Origin of the sequence: Rhizobium sp. BR 362 (assembly GCF_036528765.1) — a bacterium.
Lineage (GTDB): Bacteria > Pseudomonadota > Alphaproteobacteria > Rhizobiales > Rhizobiaceae > Rhizobium.
This window is the reverse complement of sequence record NZ_JARWGH010000005.1, coordinates 341,692-360,201: the sequence shown is the minus strand read 5'-3', so window position 1 is coordinate 360,201 and position 18,510 is coordinate 341,692. Positions and strand designations below refer to the sequence as shown.

The following is an 18,510-nucleotide window of genomic DNA, read 5'->3' as shown; positions in this document are numbered from 1 at the left end:
TTTATACGATTCGCGCGGGTTTCTGGCAAAGAAAAACCGGCATCGCCGGATGCCGGTTCTGACTGAAAAGCTGTTGCAATTACGGTGTCTGAAATTCGGAAGCCGGACCGCTATCATCGCTGCGCTTGACGTTGTTACGGTCACGCATGAAACGGTCGAATTCTTCCTGATCCTTGGCGCGGCGGAGTTCGCGGACATAGGTATCGAACTCGGCGCGCATTTCATCGAGTTTGCGGCGCTCTTCTTCGAGGCGCTCCAGCTCTGCCCGGCGCCAATCGTCGAAGGCGACATTGCCGGTGGAGAAATGCTGGCGATAACGGCCGCGATGGCGGCCGCAGCCGGCAAACATGCCGTCGGCCTTGTGGTTCACATCCCGTTTGAAATCCCTCAGGCGTTCGCCGAAGAGAATATAGGCAAGCATGGCGAGACCCAGGGGCCAGAAGACCACGAAGCCAAGTATCATCAGGGCAATGGTAGCCGGAGTCCAATCCGGGCGAAGCAATGCTGACTGGTGGTTCATCGTGAGGTATCCTCGCAGTAACGCGGCCCGGCCACATGCCGAACCGCTGGAATCGAGATGGTAACCTCTTCGTGAGCCTTCAATGCCTTTTGCCCGGAAAATCGGACAAATCGTTGAATTCGGCTCGATAATTCAACAAAAGCTAATTCTTTGCAATTTCAGGCGGATTTGCCGCCCTTGATCACCCGCTTGACGACCGGCCTTCCGGTGCGGCCATGTTCCCGGGTGAAAGCAACGATGCGCGGCGCGATTTCACGGCGGAAACGCGAGCCGTTAAAGACGCCGTAATGGCCAACATCGGGCTGCAGATAGTGCATCCGCATATCCTCAGGAATATTGGTGCAGATCGTCTGCGCCGCCTTGGTCTGGCCGACGCCGGAAATATCGTCGTTTTCACCTTCTACGGTCAGCAGGGCGACATTGCGGATCGCTGTCGGATCGACATGTTGGCCGCGATGCGTCAGCTCGCCTTTCGGCAGCGCATGCTTGATGAACACCTGGTCGACGGTCTGCAGATAGAATTCCGCCGTCAGATCCATGACCGCCAAATATTCGTCGTAGAAATCGCGGTGCTTCTCCGGCTCGCCGTCGTTCTTGACGAGGTGCATGAAGAAGTCCTTATGCGCGATCATGTGCCGGTCGAGGTTCATCGACATGAAGCCGGAGAGCTGCAGGAAGCCGGGATAGACCGGGCGGAGGAAGCCGGGCTGCGGCCAGGGCACGTTCATGATGACATTATCGGCGAACCATTCGAGCGGCCTGTGCTTGGCGAGCTGGTTCACCGCCGTCGGGTTGATGCGCGTGTCGATCGGGCCGCCCATCAGCGTCATCGACGAGGGCGACAGCGGATCGCCGGCCGCTTCCATGACCGCGGCCGCGGCCAGAACCGGCACCGAGGGCTGACAGATGGCAATGACATGGGTGTCCGGCCCGAGCTGATGCAGCATATCGATGACGTAATCGATGTAATCTTCGAGATCGAAAGTGCCCTCGGTCATCGGCACCATGCGCGCATCGATCCAGTCGGTGATGTAGATATCGGCGCTCGGCAGCAGGGCTTCCACCGTGCCGCGCAGCAGCGTCGCATAGTGGCCCGACATCGGCGCGACGATCAGGATGCGCGGATCGCTGCCGTGGCCAGCAGGCAAGCTGCGCTCGAAATGAATCAGATTGCAGAAGGGCTTGTTCCAAACGATCTTTTCATGGACCGAGACCGACTTTCCACCAATCGTGGTTTGATGCAGACCGAATTCGGGCTTGCCGTAACGCCGGGTGGTGCGCTCGAAGACTTCGAGACTTGCCGTCACCGTGCGGCCGAGCATCGTATGGGAGAGCGGGTTGAGCGGATTGGCATAGGCCAGGCGCATCATGTCGGCGGCGGCACGGAAGGGTGCGAGGGCGGCGTGATTAAGTTCATAGAGCTGATAAAACATAAAAAATAAACCTTTCGAGGTGATCAGATGAAGAACGCTCCCCCAGCGCGGTCCTCATCCATGAAGCTCTTGTACCGAGACTAGCAGTTTTTGTTGCAGGGCAACATTACCCTTTCGGATTCATACCTGTGTTAAAATGCCGGAGAATTGCTTCTCCGGCATCAATAATGGTCTCAAAACGTTAAAGTTCCTGATCGTGCACGTTCATCAGGCATCGGCGAGGAAGGTTTGGCGCTGTGTGCCGAGGCCTTCCATGCCGAGTTCGACGACGTCGCCGGGCTTTAAATATTGCGGCGGTTTCATGCCCATGCCGACGCCGGGAGGCGTGCCGGTGGAGATGACGTCGCCCGGATGCAGCGACATGAACTGGCTGAGATAGGAGACGAGATAGGCAACGCCGTAGACCATGGTCTTGGTCGAGCCGTTCTGCATCATCTTGCCGTTGACCTTCAGCCACATGCCGAGATTCTGCGGATCAACGATTTCGTCTTTTGTGACGAGCCACGGGCCGATCGGGCCGAAGGTGTCACAGGACTTGCCCTTGGTCCACTGTCCCGAGCGTTCCGTCTGGAAGGCGCGTTCCGAGACGTCATGGGACACGCAGTAGCCCGCCACGTAATCCAGCGCATCGGCCTCGCTGACATATTTGGCGGTTTTGCCGATGACGACGCCGAGTTCGACTTCCCAATCGGTCTTTTCCGAACCGCGCGGGATCAGCACGTTGTCGTTCGGGCCGACGATGGCGGAGCTTGCCTTCATGAAGATGATCGGCTCCGGCGGCACGGTGGCGCCGGTTTCGGCGGCATGGTCTGAGAAGTTCAGGCCAATGCAGATGAACTTGCCGGTGCCGGCGACGCAAGCGCCGATCCGGCCTTCCGCCAGTTCCGGCAGGCTCTTCGGATCGAGCGCGGCGACCTTCGCCAGGCCGGCCGGCGAAATCGCCTCGCCGCCGATATCGGCGACATGAGCGGAGAGATCGCGGATCTTGCCGTCGCTATCCAGAAGCGCCGGCTTCTCCTTGCCGGCATCGCCAACACGCAACAATTTCATAGGTTTTCCTTCCCTGCATTTTCACAGATGAGATTGGCTTCGCCACATATGAACGAATTATTCACCAGTGTCACGCACCGATTTGGGAGCGCCCGCAACGGCTCTTCATAAAACAGTACCTTAGCTCGCAGGCAGCGATCTGGCGATTTCGACGATAACGTCAAAGGCCGTATCGATATCCTCCGCCGTCGCCTCGAACTGACCCGCCTGGAAACGAATGACCAATCGACCGCCGACACGGGTCTGCGTCAGGTAGATGCGGCCGTCATTGTTGATCGCCGCGATCAGGCGCTGCGTGTGGCTTTCCTGTTCAATGCCGGCGGGCGCCTTGTGATCGAAGGAGAAGAGCGACAGGAATGGCTGGGTAACGATCTCGAAATCGGGTTCGGCCGCCAGGCGCTGAGCCAGGTTCTGCGACCAGGAGACATGATTGCGGATCATCGCGCGTAGGCCCTCGAGCCCGTGATAACGCAACAGGAACCAGAGTTTCAGGGCGCGGAAGCGGCGGCCGAGCGGCACGGACCATTCGGAATAGTTGATGATGCCGTCATGACCATGCGTGCGCAGATATTCAGGTTGGATCGCGAGTGTGCGCACCAGCGCCTCCGGTTCGCGAACGAACTGAACCGAGCAATCGAACTGGGCGCCAAGCCATTTGTGCGGATTGAAGACCACGGAATCGGCCTGCTCGACACCCTGCCACAACGTTCGGAATTCCGGGCACATCATAGCCGAACCGGCCCAGGCGGCGTCGACATGCACATAAAGCCCTTGAGCGTGCGCAACTTCGATCACCGCTGCGATATCGTCGCAGGCGCCGGTGCTGGTGCCGCCGACACAGGGAATAACGCCGGCCGGCAGCAGGCCCGCCGCGCGGTCGCGCTCGATCGCCGCCTCCAATGCCTGCGTGTCCATCGCACTGTTCGGGCCGCCGGAGGGAATGCGGACCAGGTTCTCCGAGCCGACCCCGGATATCCAGATGGCGCGATCGATCGATGTATGGACCTGATCGGTGGAATAGATCCGCACCGCCTTATTCGCTGCGAGCCCCTGGCTGTTGCCCTGCCAGCCGAGCGCCCTTTCGCGCATGACCAGCACGGCCGCCAGCGTCGCCGTAGAGGCGGAATCCTGAATGACGCCAGTGAAACTGTCGGGAAGGCCGAGGGCTTGGCGCAGCCAATCGACCACTTTAGTTTCCAGCTCTGTGGCAGATGGCGACGTCTGCCACAGCATGCATTGGGCGGCGATCGCGCTGACCAAGTATTCGGCGATGACAGAGACCGGCGCGGCGTTGGCGGGGAAATAGGCGAAGAAGCGCGGATGCTGCCAATGCGTCATGCCGGGAACGAGGATATCCTCAAAATCCTTGAAGATATCCTCCATAGCTTCGCCGGATTCGGGCGGAGAATCGGCGATATGCGCTGCAATTTCGCCAGGTGCTGTCTGCGCCCGCACCGGCCGGTCGCGAAGCGATGCGCGATAGTCCGCACCCCAACCTGCCGCCTTCTCCGACCAGCGCCGAAACTCCTCCCAATCCATGTCCGTCTCCTCGCTTCGTCAAGTTGGGGCAGACCTTAGACCGGTTTTCAGAGGCGGTCGAGTATCAGAAAAGTTCGTCGAGCGCCGGACCGGCCGGCACAATTCCAGTCGGATTGAGCGCCGCAATGGAGTAATAGCCGCGTTTGATATGGTCGAAGCTGACGGTCTCGGCGATGCCCGGCCAATCGAGCATGCGGCGGCAGAAGGCTTGGAGATTGGCATAATCCGACAGGCGGCGGAGATTGCATTTGAACAGGCCGTGATAGGCAAGATCGAAGCGAACGAGTGTGACGAAAAGCCTGATATCGCTTTCGGTCGGGTATCCGGCAAAGAGGAAATCCCTGCCTTCCAGCTCGCCTTCAGCCCAATCGAGGCAATCGAATACATCGCGGAAAGCTTCTTCATAGGCGATCTGCGTCGTCGCGAAACCGGCACGGTAGACGCCGTTGTTCAGGACCGGATAGATGCGGGCATTGAAAGCATCGATATCGTCGCGCCGCCCGGCCGGATAAAGATCAATCGCATGGCTGGCGAAATCGCCAAAACCGTCGTTCAACATGCGCAATATATCGGCGGATTCGTTGTTGACGATCGTACCCTTCCGCTTGTCCCAAAGCACCGGCACGGTGGCGCGGCCGGAAAAGAGCGGATCGGCCTTCGTATAGATTTCGTGCATGTAGCTGGCACCGTTGACCGGATCGTCAGTCGCGCCAGGATAATTGCCGAAGCGCCAACCCTGCTTGCTCAAGGCCGGCTCGACCACCGATACGGAAATGACGTCTTCCAAACCCTTCAGCTTGCGGCCGATGAGCGTGCGCGAGGCCCAGGGACAGATGAGCGCGACATAGAGATGATAACGACCGGCTTCGGCGGCAAAGCCGCCCTCACCCGTTGGACCCGCTCGTCCATCCGGCGTCACCCAATTGCGGAAGCTTGAGGTCTGGCGGACAAAGCAGCCCTTTTCATCCTTGGCTTGGACCGGCTGCCAGTCTTCCATCCATTTTCCATTCACTAGCACGGTTCGTCTCCAATTCGCGCGTTCTGTCTCCGGAAGCATAGTGAAATCGGGCTTCGCGGAAATAACGCAATGTTGAAACAGACTGTCTACCGGGCAAAGCCGGATGCGACTATAAACTTGCCTAGCAAATTCCAGTTATCGGAGCCCCCTATGCCTACTTCCGTTTCTTCTGTGAAAACCGAGCACGCCAGCCGCTATCTCCAGCAGCTTTGCAAGCATTGGAGCCACAGATTCACCGTCGAATTTAATGAAACCGCGGGCAAAGTGCCGTTCAGCCCCGAAACCTCCGTGGAGTTCGCAGCCGACGCCGCCGCTTTGCTGATGACGCTGCACGTCGAAAATCCGCAGGATCTCGAGCGCATGCAGAATGTGGTCGCCGATCACCTCAAGCGATTTGCCTTCCGCGAAGAGCTGGACGTGGTCTGGACTGTGGATGCAAGCCGAGTATAGGTTCGCTTCGTATCCTCCAAGGCCAGTCGCCTTGCCGCTCCCAAAGGCGCGCGACCGCCTCTCTCAGATGGAAAGAATCCCATGACGTCCAGCAATGCCCGCGAATCGCAATATCCGATCGACAAGCTCTTTCTCGACCGTTGGTCGCCGCGTGCCTATTCCAATGAAACCATGCCTGAGGCCGATCTCCTCACCATTCTGGAAGCTGCGCATTGGGCGCCGTCCGCCTCCAATATGCAGCCCTGGCGCTTCGTCTATGCGCTGCGCGGCTCGGAAAACTGGGAGAAATTCCTCGATCTGCTGATCGAGTTCAACCAGGGCTGGGCGAAATCCGCTGCCGCCCTGCTGTTTGTGATTTCGCGCACCCATAGTGGAGAGCTCGGCTCCGCCGAGCAGAAGCCCAGCTACAGCCACTCCTTCGACACCGGTACTGCCTGGGGCTTCCTGGCACTGCAGGCGCACCTAGCCGGCTATGCTGCGCACGGCATGGGCGGTTTCCATGTCGAGAAATCCTATGAGGTTCTCGGTATCCCGGAAGGCTTCCGCGTCGAGGCGGCCGTCGCGATCGGCAAGATCGGCGACAAGGACCAGCTTCCGGAGAAGCTGAGGGAACGCGAAGTGCCGAACCAGCGCAAGCCACTTTCCGACGTTGCGTTTAACGGTACCTTTATCGCCAAGTAATTGATCCTTAAAATGGAAAGGCCCGCCTGATGATCGGGCGGGCCTTTTTGTTTCTGAAATTGGCGATCAAATATCGAGATTGGCGACACTCAGAGCGTTGTCCTGGATGAATTCGCGCCGGGGCTCGACCTCGTCGCCCATGAGCCTGGCAAACAAACCATCGGCATCGGTCGCATCGGCGACTTTGACCTGCAGCAGGGAGCGGACGTTCGGGTCGAGCGTCGTTTCCCAAAGCTGCTCGGCATTCATTTCGCCGAGACCCTTGTAGCGCTGCATGGTGAGACCCTTGCGGCCGCTGGCGAAGATGGTTTCCAGCAGCATGCGCGGACCGGCAATTTCGGTTTCGCCGTCGCGGCGAACGAGCTTCGGCGGCAGGTCATAGACTTCCTTGAGACGCGAGGCGAGCTGGTCGATAAGTCGCGCGTCCTGCGAGCCGATCAGCGCCATGTCGAGAACGACGACTTCCTTGACGCCCCGCACCATGCGCTCGAAACGCAAGCCGCCTTCGCTGGTAAGACCGCCGCTCCAACCGCGTTCGGTTTCCTCGGCAATGAGATCGAGCCGCTTGGCAACGTCATTCACCAGGCTTTCGGCGCGCGCCGGGTTGCTGACGAGCTCGGCATTCAGAGCGCCGGCAATCGCTGCCTGTTCGACGACGGCGCGGTTATAACGCGAATGCAGATTGTCGAGCAGCGTGCGCAAACGGAGCGCATCGGAAATGGCCTCGCGCAGATCCTGGCCGGCTCGGACTTCCCCCGTACCGAGACGCAGGCTGGCGTCTTCGAGACCCTGGCCGATCAGATATTCTTCCAGCGCCTTCTCATCCTTCACATATTGCACCGATTTGCCGCGCGTCACCTTATAGAGCGGCGGCTGGGCGATATAGAGATGACCGCGCTCGATGAGATCGGGCATCTGCCGGAAGAAGAAGGTGAGCAACAGCGTGCGGATGTGGGCGCCGTCGACGTCGGCGTCCGTCATGATGATGATCTTGTGATAGCGCAGCTTGTCGGCATTGAACTCGTCGTTGCCGATGCCGGTTCCGAGTGCGGTGATCAGCGTGCCGATTTCCTGGCTCGACAGCATCTTGTCGAAACGGGCGCGCTCGACGTTGAGGATTTTGCCGCGCAGCGGCAGGATCGCCTGGTTTTCGCGCGAACGGCCCTGTTTGGCCGACCCCCCTGCCGAATCACCCTCCACCAGGAAGACTTCGGACTTGGCCGGATCGCGTTCGGAGCAGTCGGCCAGCTTGCCGGGGAGCGATGCAATGTCGAGAGCGCCCTTGCGCCGCGTCAGTTCGCGTGCCTTGCGGGCGGCTTCGCGGGCGGCGGCTGCTTCGACGACCTTACCAACCAGCACTTTCGCATCGGCCGGATGTTCTTCGAGCCAGGTGCTCAGCGCTTCATTGACAAGGCTTTCGACCACCGGACGCACTTCCGACGACACCAGCTTGTCCTTGGTCTGCGAGGAGAATTTCGGGTCCGGAACTTTTACCGAAAGCACTGCCGTCAGGCCTTCGCGGCAATCGTCTCCCGTCAGCGTCACCTTTTCCTTCTTGGTGATACCCGACGTATCGGCATAGGAGGTGATCTGGCGCGTCAGAGCGCCACGGAAGCCGGCCATATGCGTCCCGCCATCGCGCTGCGGGATGTTGTTGGTGAAGCAGAGCACGTTTTCGTGGTAGCTGTCGTTCCACCACATCGCCACTTCGACGGTGATGCCATCCTTTTCGCCGCGGATGGAGACCGGCTTTTCGACCAGCGGCTTCTTGGCGCGGTCGAGATAGGCGACGAACGCTTCGAGGCCGCCGTCGTAGATCATTTCTTCCTGCTTGACGTCGGAATGACGCTTGTCGCTGAGCAGAATCCGCACCCCCGAATTCAGGAATGCCAGCTCGCGCAGGCGATGCTCCAGCGTGCCATAATCGAACTCCGTCATCGTGAAGGTCTGCGAGCTCGGCATGAAGCTGACTTCCGTGCCCGTCTCATTGCCGGCATCGCCGGTCTCTCTGAGCGGCGCATCGGCAACGCCGTTGGTGAAGCTCATTTCATGGATCCTGCCCTGGCGGCGGATCTTCAGTTTCAGCCAGACGGACAATGCGTTGACGACCGAGACGCCGACGCCATGCAGACCACCGGAGACCTTATAGGAGTTCTGGTCGAACTTGCCGCCGGCATGGAGCTGGGTCATGATGACTTCGGCTGCGGAAACGCCTTCGCCGGTGTGGATGTCCGTCGGAATGCCACGCCCATTATCGGTGACGGTCACCGAACCATCCGGATTGAGCGTCACCGTGACGATGTCGGCATGGCCCGCCAGCGCCTCGTCAATGGCGTTGTCGACGACCTCGTAAACCATGTGATGCAGGCCCGAGCCATCATCCGTGTCGCCGATATACATGCCGGGACGCTTGCGCACGGCATCAAGGCCCTTCAGAACCTTAATGGAATCTGCGCCATACTCGGCATTACCGCCGTTTTCGGTTACGGATATGTCGGTCATTTATTGAAGTCTTTCCAGTGTTTTAGAGAACACCGCCAATCACTGCCGAATCAGCGGTTTTTCTTTCCCTGAATATAGGATGTTTCGCCCCGAACTTCCAAATGGAAGGCCCCTCATATCAGCCATAAAGCAGGGGATTAAGGCGGTTTTCAGCCGCTTTTACCGGCATTTTCGAGAACCTGAGACAGCTCCCTGATCGTTGCCGCATCGAGACCGCGAATCCGACCTGCCAATCGATTGACGAGGGCCGTATATTCCGGCGCAAGACCGGAGGTATCGATGACGACGCGCGGGTCGGAAAAGCGCGCCAGCAGGAACAATTCCTCGGCCTCATCCCAGATGATGTTGAAGTATCCGGCGATGCGCTGCAGCAGGTCGAACGTCGGCGTACCGCGCTTTCCATGTTCTAAGGCGGATAAATAAGCCGGAGTCACATTCAAGGCCGCGGCCATTTCCTTCTGCGAGACGCCCTTGCGCGCCCTCAGTTTTCTGACCGCTTCGCCGAAGGGGGTCACAGCCCCTCCCCCTTCAGCCGCGACAGGCGGATATAAAGGGCGCCGTCGCCACCATGGTGCTGGGCCGCCGTCTCATAGGACGAGATCAGAAAGCGGAACTCCGGTTTGGAAAACCACATCGGCACGGCGCGCTTCAAGGCGCCTTCGCTGCCCATCGAACTGCCCTTGCCGGTAATGACGAGCACATGGCGAAGGCCGCGCTGATGCGCCCGCAGCAGAAAATCCAGCAGCATGGCGTGCGCCTCGCTCTGGATCAGCCCGTGAAGATCGATCCGCGCTTCCAGCGCCAACCGGCCCTTGGCGATCTTGCGCTTGACCGGGCGTTCCAAGGGATGGTGTGTGCCGGAGGGTTGTTTACCCGGTGCCGGCGGAGTTTGCGGGTCGGCGGAGACCGCCGCCTTCGCGGCGCGTGCAGTTTCTTCCGCCTGCGCCTCCGCCGCTAGAACCTCGTCGAAAGCCTCGATATCGGCAAGCCGTCCCGGCATTGGTCTGGTGCTTTTCGCCACCTTGCCCCAGAGGATGCGTTCGTCCGTGCTGAGCTTTCGTTCCTTGGTCTGTCGTTCTGAAGCCATCAGCCGAACCTCTGAGCTGCCGCCTTCGGAACCAATATATAAAAATCCGCATCGTTGCGCACGGTACCGGCAAGCTCTCCGGCATCGTAGCCGGAGCCGGTAAAGATATCCCCGCGCGCCGGGCCGACGATCGCCGAGCCGGTATCGAGCGCCAGCATCAGCCGCCCGAAAGGCTTGCCGGCCTCGAGATGCGTCAGGCTTTCCGACCGGATGAAGAAAGGAAAGCCGAAGGTATGGATCAGCCGGTCGACCGCCAGCGAGCGGCCGGCGACGAGTGGCACCTTCGCCGCTGCGATCGGACCGAGGCCGGCATCGCTGACATCGGCCTCACGGAAAAAGATGTAAGACCTGTTGTGCCACAGGACCTCGTCGACCTCCTGAGGGTGGGCATAGAGCCAATCGCGGATCATCTGCATCGAAATCGTCGCCCGGTCGAGCACGCCGCGGTCGATCAGCAGACGGCCGACGGCCGAGAAGGGATGACCGGCCTTGGCGGCGTAGGTGATACGGCCCACACGTCCATCGGGATAGAGCAATCGCGCCGCGCCTTGGACATGCACGAAGAAGACATCGACCTTGGACTTTGCCCAGGCAATTTCCAGGCCCCTGCCCTCAAGGTATCCACGATCGATCTCGCCGCGGTCGGGATAGGCGGAGATGATATCATCCTCGAGGCGGCCGAACATATAGGATGAATCGAGGTCCGCGGGCCGGTTGCTGTCGTCAAGATCGATCAGATCGGCCGGCCGGCGATAAAAGGGATAGCGATAAGTCTCATCCGGCGTTGCGGAGACGGCGATCTCCGGCTCGTAGAAAGCGGTAACGAAACCCCTGGCGCCATCGTCCCGACGAATGAAGAAGGGTTGGCAGCGTTCTTCGAAGAAGGCCCGGGCCCCGGCCGCGTCCTTGGACTCATAGCCTTCGGCATCATCCAGCAGGGTCAAAAGATCGTTTGCGGTCAACCCGGCTGCACCGGTGCGGTAAGGCTTGACGTCTCTGATATGGGCTCGACAGTCCTTCATGGCGCGAAAAAGGCTGGAAGGATCGTCCTCCTTCCAGCCCTTCAGATCGGCGAAGGTTGCCGGCTCAAGCCTGAAATCCTGCAATGGGCTTGTCATTGTTCGGATTCGGTCGCCACGAGTTTCCAGTTCGGATCGCGCGAACGGCTGTCGCGGGCAAAGGTCCAGAGATCGCTGATCTCGGCCACGGCTTCGGCATCGCCTTCGATCAGCGTTCCGGCCTTGTCGTAGGTCGCCGAAATCATCTGGCTGACGATGCGCATCGTCACGAAGGCTTCCGTCCCCTTCATCTCGGCGCTGACGATATCGGCCTTGTCGATGCCGACAAAGGTGGATTTCACCTTTTCGCCCTTGGATTCGCGCTCGGTAATAGCGGCATCGAAACCTTCATAGACCTCGCGCGACAACAGGCCCTTCAGCGCCTTGCGATCGCCATCGGCAAAGGCCATGACGATCATCTCATAGGCCATGCGGGCGCCATTGACGAATTCCTTCGGATTGAAGCTGGGATCGGCCTTGCTCAGTTCGCGCAGCGAATCGTTGAGCGGCGTACCGGCGGCCGCAAAGGCGTCGATGGCGGCAAACCGATCCTCATCCTCGGCTGTATCGCGACGCGGCAGGGTCACCACCTTGCCGGCATCCGGTACGGTCGGCCCCGTGGACGAATCGGGAGAGCCAAAGAGATCGCGCGGCGGCTTCTCATTTCCCGTACGGCGGCCAAGGACGCTCCGGAGCTGAAAGAAGATCAGCACCGCCGCCACCAGGAAAAAGATCGTCACAAAGTCGTTTGCACCCATCTCGTATCGGAACCGCCGTTAAAATTGAGAGTTTCAATCCCCATATAGTCCGCATCGATCTATCATTCAAATAGCGGACCGGTATCTTTATTACGCGCGATAGACTAACGCTAAGCGTATAAGCCCGCTTCCAGGACACGTTAACATGCGCCTATCCCTCGTTCCTATCTTCGTCTTTCTGATGCCGCTTGCGGAAATCGCCGGCTTCGTCATCGTCGGCAAGATGGTCGGCGTCTGGGCAACACTGGCGCTGGTGATCCTAAGCGCGCTTTTGGGTGCCGCCCTTTTGAGAATACAGGGCATCGGCATTCTGCAGCGCATCTCTGCCGAGAGCCGCAACGGTGGCGATCCAGGACGCGAGATGGTGCATGGCGCCATGATCGTTGTTGCCGCATTCCTGCTGATGCTACCCGGCTTCATCTCTGATATTATCGGTTTGCTGCTCTTCATTCCGGCGGTGCGTGAGCTCGCCTGGAAGGTCCTGCGGAAACGCATCGTCGTTCTCGGCAGTTCGCGTGCCTTCAGACGCGGAGCCGGACAAGGCCCGAGTTCAGGTCCCGCCTCGCAGACGCGCCCGCGCGGGCCGGGGCATGTCGTCGATCTGGACGAGACAGATTTTCATCGCGAGCCCAATCGCAACTCTCCCTGGTCTGACAAAAAGCGCCTCGAAGAGTAGGGCAAGCGGCCAGATATGGTCAAAGCCTCAAGGGTTGTAAGCCCTTATTCGAAATGCTAGATGGCGACACCCATAGACGTCAGAGGAAACCCCCATGGCCAACGAGAACAGCGGCAACGGCGCAGCCAGCCCGAGCCTTTCCATCCTTGCTCAATACACCAAGGATCTTTCCTTCGAAAATCCTGGTGCTCCGCGCTCGCTGCAGGCCCGGGAAAACGCCCCCGATATCAACATCAATGTCAACGTCAACGCCAATCCGCTGTCGGAATCGGATTTCGATGTCGTCCTGACGCTGAATGCCGAAGCCAAGGATGGTGAGCGGGTTCTCTTCCACACCGAGCTGATCTATGGCGGCGTCTTCCGCGTCACCGGTTTCCCGCAGGAACACATGCTGCCGCTGCTCTTCATCGAGTGCCCGCGCCTGCTCTTCCCCTTCGCCCGTCAGATCATCGCTGACGTCACCCGCAATGGCGGCTTCCCGCCGCTGATGATCGACCCGATCGATTTCGCGCAGATGTTCACCCAGCGTGTCGCCGAAGAACAGGCCCGCGCCCAGGTCGAAGCGGTTCCGAACTAAGCTTTCGGTTTTTCCATCGATGGAAATAAAAATGCCCGGATTTCGATCCGGGCATTTTCTTTTGCGGGCTTGGAAAATGTCTTCAATTCACGGCACGGTATTTCGACCAGATGCCTTTTTCGCCAAGCTTGGCGATCAGCGCGGCGTGATCTTCCAGCTCGGCCTGGCTCAGTCTGCTCGCCAGGGGCTTCGCTCGCACCAAGATATCCGCAGCAATTTCCTCCACCTCGTCCATCTGTCGGGACCGTGCGGATGAACCGTTGATGCTGCCGAGACCAAGAGCCGTCTGCCGGCCGCCGATCATCTCGATATAGACTTCGGCCAGCAATTCGGAGTCGAGAAGCGCGCCGTGTTTGGTGCGGTGGGAATTATCGATGCCATAGCGCCGGCAGAGTGCATCGAGCGAGTTCGGTCCCATCGGATGTTTGCGCCGCGCCATGGCGAGCGTATCGATCACTGTATCCGGCAGGATCGGGGGACGGCCAAGCCGCGCGAATTCGGCATTGACGAAGCCCATATCGAAGGTCGCGTTATGGGCGATCCATTTTGCATCGCCGAAAAAGACGAGGATTTCATCGACGACGTCAGCAAAGGACGGCTTGTCCTTCAGGAACTCATCGGTGATGCCATGCACGGCAAGCGCATCCGGATGAACCTTGCGATCGCCGGGATTGATATAGAGATGAATGCTCTTGCCGGTCGGAAAGTGATTGAAGAGCTCGATACCACCGATTTCGATGACACGGTCGGCTCTGTTGTCGAGGCCGGTCGTTTCCGTATCGAAAATGATTTCGCGCATATCAGGGCTCTCCGCCTGTAGGTCTGTTGGCTGCCGCTTGCTGGCGCAGATCGGCTATGATGTCTTTTATCTGCTCTCGCGCCGCATCAATGCTGCCGCCGGTGTCGATGATATAGTTGGCCCGTGCCCGCTTCTCCGCATCCGGCGTCTGGCGGGAAAGAATCATATTGAATTTTTCCTCAGTCATGCCCGGTCGGGCAAGCACTCTTTCCCTTTGAATCTGTGGATCGCAACTGACGACGACGATCTTGTCCACTCTTTCATCGGCGCCGGTCTCGAATAGCAGCGGGATATCGAGCACGACGATGTCGGCGCCGGCGGCACTCTGCCTGTCCAAAAACTCCCGTTCGCGCCGCTGCACCAGCGGATGAACGATGGCCTCCAGTCGTTTAAAACCGGAGGGATCGGAGGCAAGTTGGCGGCCAAGTTCCTGGCGATCGACAGCGCCGTCCCGCGTCGTTCCGGGAAAGGCGGCTTCGACCAAGGGCACGGCTTCCCTACCATAGAGATCATGCACCACTGCGTCGGCATCATTCACCGGGATGCCCGCTTCGGCAAAAAGTTTTCCGGAGGTCGATTTTCCCATGCCGATCGATCCGGTGAGGCCGACGCGGATCATCAATGTTTTTCCATATCGGCGATGATCAGCGCCCGCAGCTCTTCATCCACCACCGGACGCTTGCCAAACCACTTTTCGAAACCCGGCACCGCTTGATGCAGCAACATGCCAAGACCATCGACAATGGCGAAGCCCTGTTCTTCTGCCTGGGCCAACAAAGGCGTTTTCAGCGGCACATAGACTATGTCGGTCACGACGGCATTTTCAGCCAGCGGTGAAAAATCGATCTGCGGCGCCGCCTCGCCATCCATGCCAAGCGAGGTCGTGTTGACGAGGAGACCGGCGCCTTGCATCACCTCATCGAGCGCCGGCATTGGATGGGCATGGATACGTTCGCCGAACCGATCGGCTAATTCCCGCGCCCGCTCGACAGTGCGGTTGACGACGTGAATTTCCCCGATGCCGCGATTGCGCACCGCCTGAATGACGGCACGGCTGGCGCCACCCGCCCCGAGAATCACCACACGGTCGGTGCGATCCCAACCGGGATGGCGCTCATCCAGATTGGCCGTGAAACCGCGGCCGTCGGTGTTGGTCGCATGCAGCAAGCCGTCCTGAAGCCAGAGCGTGTTCGAAGCACCGAGTTCCTCGGACAATTCATCCGGCCGATCCGCCAGTTTGAATGCCGTCTCCTTGTGCGGAATCGTCACGTTGCCGCCGATGAAACCGCTTGTGCCGTCTTTCAAAGAGGCCATGAAGGCCGGGAAATCATCCGGCGAAACCTTGTGGGCACGATAATTTCCTGCAAGATCGAGTGTGCGCAGCCAATGGCCATGGATCAATGGCGAGCGAGAATGCTTGATGGGATAGCCCGTAACGAAGGCGTTGGGGCCGAATGTTTCACGTGAATCACCCATCGATTACTCCCAGTTCGCGAAGCTGCCGAAGGAGTGGCAGCATCGGCAAGCCGACGATGGTAAAGTAATCGCCGTCGATTTTCGAGAAAAGCTGTATGCCCTCTGCCTCGAGCTGATAAGCGCCGACACTCGATAGAGCCTTGTCGCCGACACGGCTCAAATGACCATGGATAAAATCGGACGAAAGATCGCGCATGGTCAACTCGGCATGGGACACGTGTTCCCAGATGATGGCGCCGTTACGCGCCAGCGCAATCGCGCTGTTCAGACGGTGGGTCTTGCCGGATAAAGTTCGCAGATGATTTTCGGCTTCCGCCATTGTTTTCGGCTTGTGGAAGACCTGATCGCCGAGCGACATCGTCTGATCCGAGCCGATGACGAGTGAACCGGGGAAACGATCGCTCACCGCTTTCGCCTTCGCCTTGGCGAGCACCAGTGCCACGGCATCCGGGCTGGCTCCCTCCTGCTCCAGCGGCGCTTCGATGGCACGCTCGTCGATCTCGGCCGCAACCGCGTCGAAATGCAGGCCGGCATTTTGCATCAGCATCCGCCGGAACGGGCTGGAAGAAGCAAGGATGAGCGGCACTGTCATATCGAACGAACCTCGGAAATCTTGATGTCCAGCGCTTAGCGCAGCTTCGGACGCAGGGCAACAATGGCGGCGGCAGTCTCTTCGATCGAGCGGCGGGTGACGTCGATGACCGGCCAATTGTGCCGGGCGCAGAGCGAGCGGGCATATTTCAGCTCTTCGGAGATGGTCGCGCGATCGATATAGTCGCCGCGGTCGAAACCGGCCGTCGCCCCGAGAATGCGATTTTCCCGAACCTGCGATATCCGGTCAGTGGTCGCCACCAGTCCGACGATCAGCGGTTTGGTCGCCCGGATCAAGCTCTCGGGCAAGGGCACGCCGTGGACGATGGGGATATTGGCGGTCTTGATGCCTCTGTTGGCCAGATAGATGCTGGTCGGCGTCTTCGATGTGCGGCTGATGCCGACGATGACAACATCGGCATCATTATAATCATCCTGCATCTGCCCATCATCGTGATCCATGGTGAAGTTCAGCGCTTCGATGCGCGCGAAGTAATCGGCATTCATCACATGCTGGGCACCGACCCGACGACGCGACACCGCGCCGAGATAGGCCTGGAAGACATTCATGACCGGTTCGAGAACATTGACGCAGGGCACGCCCATCTCACGGCAACGCTCGTCGATGAAATCGGCAAGCTCACGGTCGACAATCGTATAAAGGACGATTCCCGGACTGTGGTCGATCGCTTCCAGAACCGGCAGGAGCTGCTTGCGGTTCCTGATCAGCGGATAGACGTGTTCGATCGGCTGGCTGGCGTGGAATTGCACCGAGGCGGCGCGGCCGGCGGAAATCAGAGTCTCGCCCGTTGAGTCAGAAATCAGATGCAGATGAAAGAAGCTTGTCCGGTTTTCCACGCTACTTTCCATCACCTGTTGATATCTCGGGAGAGAAGAGAGGTACGGGAACCGGCCGGTCCGGGGCAAGTGGAAAACCGCCTGCTTTTCCACATTTCGAATTTTGGCGAAGGCGTTTTGCCGGGATTGTGGGCAATGTGGATAAATTGCGCTTTTTAGAAAGGCTCCTCAATTTATCCCCAGGTGGCCTTGAAATGAAATGAAAGCCAAGTCCTTCAAAAGATTGAACGAACTTTTCTCTTTTCCACATATCCGGCACTCGGCGCGAACTCTTTGCCTGACCTTGGCGGGTGCGCGACATTTTGGATCGGTCGTGGATGGATTTTAATCCTTGATAGTCACCGACTCTAAGAAATAGAAACCTTAGATATATCTTTGGTTTTATATGGGATGATGTCTTTGAGCGATGGACGCCGAAAGATCATGAGGGTGCTAAGCGGAGAAACCGTGACCCCTCCCCCCCTCTGGCTGATGCGTCAAGCCGGGCGCTATCTTCCGGAGTATCGGGAGACACGAGCTAAGGCCGGGAGCTTCCTCGATCTCTGTTACAGTCCCGAGCATGCGGTCGAAGTGACGCTGCAGCCGATCCGTCGGTATGGCTTTGATGCAGCGATCCTGTTTTCCGATATTCTGGTGATCCCTGACGCGCTGAAGCGGAATGTCCGTTATACCGAAGGGCACGGCCCGGAGATGGATCCCATCGATGAAGCCGGCATTCAGGCGCTGAAAGGCGACGGCGTGGTAGATTATCTGGCTCCCGTCATGGAAACGGTGCGGCGGCTGCGCAGCGAGCTGCCTGAGGAGACGACGCTGCTCGGATTTTGTGGGGCACCCTGGACGGTTGCGACCTATATGATTGCCGGCCACGGCACCCCCGATCAGGCCCCTGCCCGGCTTTTCGCCTATCGGCATCCAAAGGCGTTCGAGCATCTGTTAATGCTGCTTGCCGACATTTCCGCCGATTATCTTGTAGCGCAGATCGACGCCGGCGCCGATGCCGTACAGATCTTCGATTCCTGGGCTGGCGTCCTCGGCGAGAGAGAGTTCGAGGCATTCGCCGTCAAACCGGTTGCGAGAATAATTAGTTCCATCAAGGCACGGAGGCCGCAGGCAAAGATTATCGCCTTTGCCAAGGGCGCCGGATATCTGCTGAAGGCTTACCGCCAGAAGACAGGCGCTGATGCCATCGGCCTTGATTGGTCCGTGCCGCTTGCCTTTGCCAAGGAGCTGCAGCAGGACGGACCGGTGCAGGGCAATCTCGATCCGATGCGAGTCGTTGCCGGCGGCAAGCCCCTCAGGGATGGGATTGACGATATCCTCCAGCATCTCGGTCATGGTCCGCTGATCTTCAATCTTGGCCACGGCATTACTCCCCAGGCCGACCCATCGCATGTCGCCGCTCTGGTCGAGCATGTGCGTGCATGGAAGGGCTGACTG

Annotated in this window: 20 protein-coding genes; 5 read left to right on the top strand and 15 right to left on the bottom strand. The window is 59.1% G+C overall.

Annotated elements, in window-relative coordinates:
• Window positions 1-79: 79 nt before the first annotated feature.
• The 5 genes from QDY28_RS10280 to QDY28_RS10260 form a co-directional block, all read right to left on the bottom strand.
• Window positions 80-520, bottom strand: coding sequence for a DUF2852 domain-containing protein (locus tag QDY28_RS10280; protein WP_331381575.1), 441 nt, complete (start codon window positions 518-520; stop codon window positions 80-82).
• Window positions 521-678: 158 nt separating this feature from the next.
• Complete coding sequence (locus tag QDY28_RS10275) at window positions 679-1,953, bottom strand: polyhydroxyalkanoate depolymerase (protein WP_331381574.1); 1,275 nt, start codon at window positions 1,951-1,953, stop codon at window positions 679-681.
• A gap of 207 nt (window positions 1,954-2,160) precedes the next feature.
• On the bottom strand, window positions 2,161-3,003 hold the full coding sequence (locus QDY28_RS10270; protein ID WP_331381573.1) for a fumarylacetoacetate hydrolase family protein: 843 nt from the start codon (window positions 3,001-3,003) through the stop codon (window positions 2,161-2,163).
• 120 nt (window positions 3,004-3,123) lie between these two features.
• A complete protein-coding gene (locus tag QDY28_RS10265; RefSeq protein WP_331381572.1) occupies window positions 3,124-4,542 on the bottom strand; it encodes a pyridoxal phosphate-dependent decarboxylase family protein in 1,419 nt (472 codons plus the stop codon).
• A gap of 64 nt (window positions 4,543-4,606) precedes the next feature.
• Window positions 4,607-5,560, bottom strand: a complete 954-nt coding sequence (locus QDY28_RS10260; RefSeq protein WP_331381571.1) for a glutathione S-transferase family protein — start codon at window positions 5,558-5,560, stop codon at window positions 4,607-4,609.
• 150 nt (window positions 5,561-5,710) lie between these two features.
• On the opposite strand from QDY28_RS10260, the gene QDY28_RS10255 reads away from it, so the two are divergent.
• Window positions 5,711-6,010, top strand: coding sequence for a DUF2218 domain-containing protein (locus QDY28_RS10255; RefSeq protein WP_331381570.1), 300 nt, complete (start codon window positions 5,711-5,713; stop codon window positions 6,008-6,010).
• A gap of 81 nt (window positions 6,011-6,091) precedes the next feature.
• Entirely contained in the window at window positions 6,092-6,691 is a 600-nt protein-coding gene (locus QDY28_RS10250) for a nitroreductase family protein (RefSeq protein ID WP_331381569.1), read from the top strand.
• A 66-nt stretch (window positions 6,692-6,757) separates the two neighbouring features.
• Here the strand turns inward: QDY28_RS10250 and gyrB are convergent, their stop codons facing one another.
• The 5 genes from gyrB to QDY28_RS10225 all read right to left on the bottom strand — a co-directional run bounded on the left by gyrB (window position 6,758) and on the right by QDY28_RS10225 (window position 12,096).
• On the bottom strand, window positions 6,758-9,193 hold the full coding sequence (gyrB, locus tag QDY28_RS10245) for a DNA topoisomerase (ATP-hydrolyzing) subunit B (protein WP_331381568.1): 2,436 nt from the start codon (window positions 9,191-9,193) through the stop codon (window positions 6,758-6,760).
• A 149-nt stretch (window positions 9,194-9,342) separates the two neighbouring features.
• Complete coding sequence (locus tag QDY28_RS10240; protein ID WP_331381567.1) at window positions 9,343-9,708, bottom strand: helix-turn-helix domain-containing protein; 366 nt, start codon at window positions 9,706-9,708, stop codon at window positions 9,343-9,345.
• Window positions 9,705-10,280 (bottom strand): Smr/MutS family protein, encoded by a 576-nt coding sequence (locus QDY28_RS10235; protein ID WP_331381566.1) that lies wholly within the window; start codon window positions 10,278-10,280, stop codon window positions 9,705-9,707. Before QDY28_RS10235 ends, QDY28_RS10240 begins: the two co-directional genes overlap by 4 nt.
• A complete protein-coding gene (gene mltA, locus QDY28_RS10230) occupies window positions 10,280-11,398 on the bottom strand; it encodes a murein transglycosylase A (protein ID WP_331381565.1) in 1,119 nt (372 codons plus the stop codon). The genes QDY28_RS10235 and mltA overlap by 1 nt, the downstream gene beginning before the upstream one ends.
• Window positions 11,395-12,096, bottom strand: a complete 702-nt coding sequence (locus QDY28_RS10225) for a Tim44/TimA family putative adaptor protein (RefSeq protein ID WP_331381564.1) — start codon at window positions 12,094-12,096, stop codon at window positions 11,395-11,397. Before QDY28_RS10225 ends, mltA begins: the two co-directional genes overlap by 4 nt.
• 145 nt (window positions 12,097-12,241) lie before the next feature.
• Between QDY28_RS10225 and QDY28_RS10220 the strand changes: the two genes are divergently transcribed.
• Both QDY28_RS10220 and secB read left to right on the top strand, forming a co-directional pair.
• Window positions 12,242-12,772 (top strand): FxsA family protein, encoded by a 531-nt coding sequence (locus QDY28_RS10220; protein ID WP_331381563.1) that lies wholly within the window; start codon window positions 12,242-12,244, stop codon window positions 12,770-12,772.
• A gap of 94 nt (window positions 12,773-12,866) precedes the next feature.
• Window positions 12,867-13,349 carry a protein-export chaperone SecB gene (secB, locus tag QDY28_RS10215; protein ID WP_331381562.1) on the top strand — a complete coding sequence of 161 codons (483 nt, stop codon included), beginning with the start codon at window positions 12,867-12,869 and terminating at the stop codon, window positions 13,347-13,349.
• A gap of 82 nt (window positions 13,350-13,431) precedes the next feature.
• Here secB and dnaQ read toward each other — a convergent pair whose 3' ends face one another.
• Genes dnaQ through QDY28_RS10190 form a run of 5 tightly spaced genes read right to left on the bottom strand, consistent with a single transcriptional unit; the run spans window position 13,432 to window position 17,073 of the window.
• Complete coding sequence (gene dnaQ / locus QDY28_RS10210; RefSeq protein ID WP_331381561.1) at window positions 13,432-14,148, bottom strand: DNA polymerase III subunit epsilon; 717 nt, start codon at window positions 14,146-14,148, stop codon at window positions 13,432-13,434.
• A 1-nt stretch (window position 14,149) separates the two neighbouring features.
• Window positions 14,150-14,767, bottom strand: a complete 618-nt coding sequence (gene coaE / locus QDY28_RS10205) for a dephospho-CoA kinase (RefSeq protein WP_331381560.1) — start codon at window positions 14,765-14,767, stop codon at window positions 14,150-14,152.
• Window positions 14,767-15,624: a shikimate dehydrogenase gene (locus QDY28_RS10200; RefSeq protein WP_331381559.1), complete on the bottom strand. Its 858-nt coding sequence runs from the start codon at window positions 15,622-15,624 to the stop codon at window positions 14,767-14,769. Before QDY28_RS10200 ends, coaE begins: the two co-directional genes overlap by 1 nt.
• Window positions 15,617-16,216: a Maf-like protein gene (locus QDY28_RS10195; protein ID WP_331381558.1), complete on the bottom strand. Its 600-nt coding sequence runs from the start codon at window positions 16,214-16,216 to the stop codon at window positions 15,617-15,619. The genes QDY28_RS10200 and QDY28_RS10195 overlap by 8 nt, the downstream gene beginning before the upstream one ends.
• 35 nt (window positions 16,217-16,251) lie before the next feature.
• On the bottom strand, window positions 16,252-17,073 hold the full coding sequence (locus tag QDY28_RS10190) for a pyruvate, water dikinase regulatory protein (protein WP_331381557.1): 822 nt from the start codon (window positions 17,071-17,073) through the stop codon (window positions 16,252-16,254).
• A gap of 399 nt (window positions 17,074-17,472) precedes the next feature.
• On the opposite strand from QDY28_RS10190, the gene hemE reads away from it, so the two are divergent.
• A complete protein-coding gene (hemE, locus tag QDY28_RS10185) occupies window positions 17,473-18,507 on the top strand; it encodes a uroporphyrinogen decarboxylase (RefSeq protein WP_331381556.1) in 1,035 nt (344 codons plus the stop codon).
• The last annotated feature ends 3 nt before the right edge of the window (window positions 18,508-18,510 follow it).

Bases quoted from the DNA above. Each gene is read 5' to 3' on its own strand.
- QDY28_RS10280 (WP_331381575.1), bottom strand. From the start codon at position 520: ATGAACCACCAGTCAGCATTGCTTCGCCCGGATTGGACTCCGGCTACC.
- QDY28_RS10275 (WP_331381574.1), bottom strand. From the start codon at position 1,953: ATGTTTTATCAGCTCTATGAACTTAATCACGCCGCCCTCGCACCCTTC.
- QDY28_RS10270 (WP_331381573.1), bottom strand. From the start codon at position 3,003: ATGAAATTGTTGCGTGTTGGCGATGCCGGCAAGGAGAAGCCGGCGCTT.
- QDY28_RS10265 (WP_331381572.1), bottom strand. From the start codon at position 4,542: ATGGATTGGGAGGAGTTTCGGCGCTGGTCGGAGAAGGCGGCAGGTTGG.
- QDY28_RS10255 (WP_331381570.1), top strand. From the start codon at position 5,711: ATGCCTACTTCCGTTTCTTCTGTGAAAACCGAGCACGCCAGCCGCTAT.
- QDY28_RS10250 (WP_331381569.1), top strand. From the start codon at position 6,092: ATGACGTCCAGCAATGCCCGCGAATCGCAATATCCGATCGACAAGCTC.
- gyrB (WP_331381568.1), bottom strand. From the start codon at position 9,193: ATGACCGACATATCCGTAACCGAAAACGGCGGTAATGCCGAGTATGGC.
- QDY28_RS10235 (WP_331381566.1), bottom strand. From the start codon at position 10,280: ATGGCTTCAGAACGACAGACCAAGGAACGAAAGCTCAGCACGGACGAA.
- mltA (WP_331381565.1), bottom strand. From the start codon at position 11,398: ATGACAAGCCCATTGCAGGATTTCAGGCTTGAGCCGGCAACCTTCGCC.
- QDY28_RS10225 (WP_331381564.1), bottom strand. From the start codon at position 12,096: ATGGGTGCAAACGACTTTGTGACGATCTTTTTCCTGGTGGCGGCGGTG.
- QDY28_RS10220 (WP_331381563.1), top strand. From the start codon at position 12,242: ATGCGCCTATCCCTCGTTCCTATCTTCGTCTTTCTGATGCCGCTTGCG.
- secB (WP_331381562.1), top strand. From the start codon at position 12,867: ATGGCCAACGAGAACAGCGGCAACGGCGCAGCCAGCCCGAGCCTTTCC.
- dnaQ (WP_331381561.1), bottom strand. From the start codon at position 14,148: ATGCGCGAAATCATTTTCGATACGGAAACGACCGGCCTCGACAACAGA.
- coaE (WP_331381560.1), bottom strand. From the start codon at position 14,767: ATGATCCGCGTCGGCCTCACCGGATCGATCGGCATGGGAAAATCGACC.
- QDY28_RS10200 (WP_331381559.1), bottom strand. From the start codon at position 15,624: ATGGGTGATTCACGTGAAACATTCGGCCCCAACGCCTTCGTTACGGGC.
- QDY28_RS10195 (WP_331381558.1), bottom strand. From the start codon at position 16,216: ATGACAGTGCCGCTCATCCTTGCTTCTTCCAGCCCGTTCCGGCGGATG.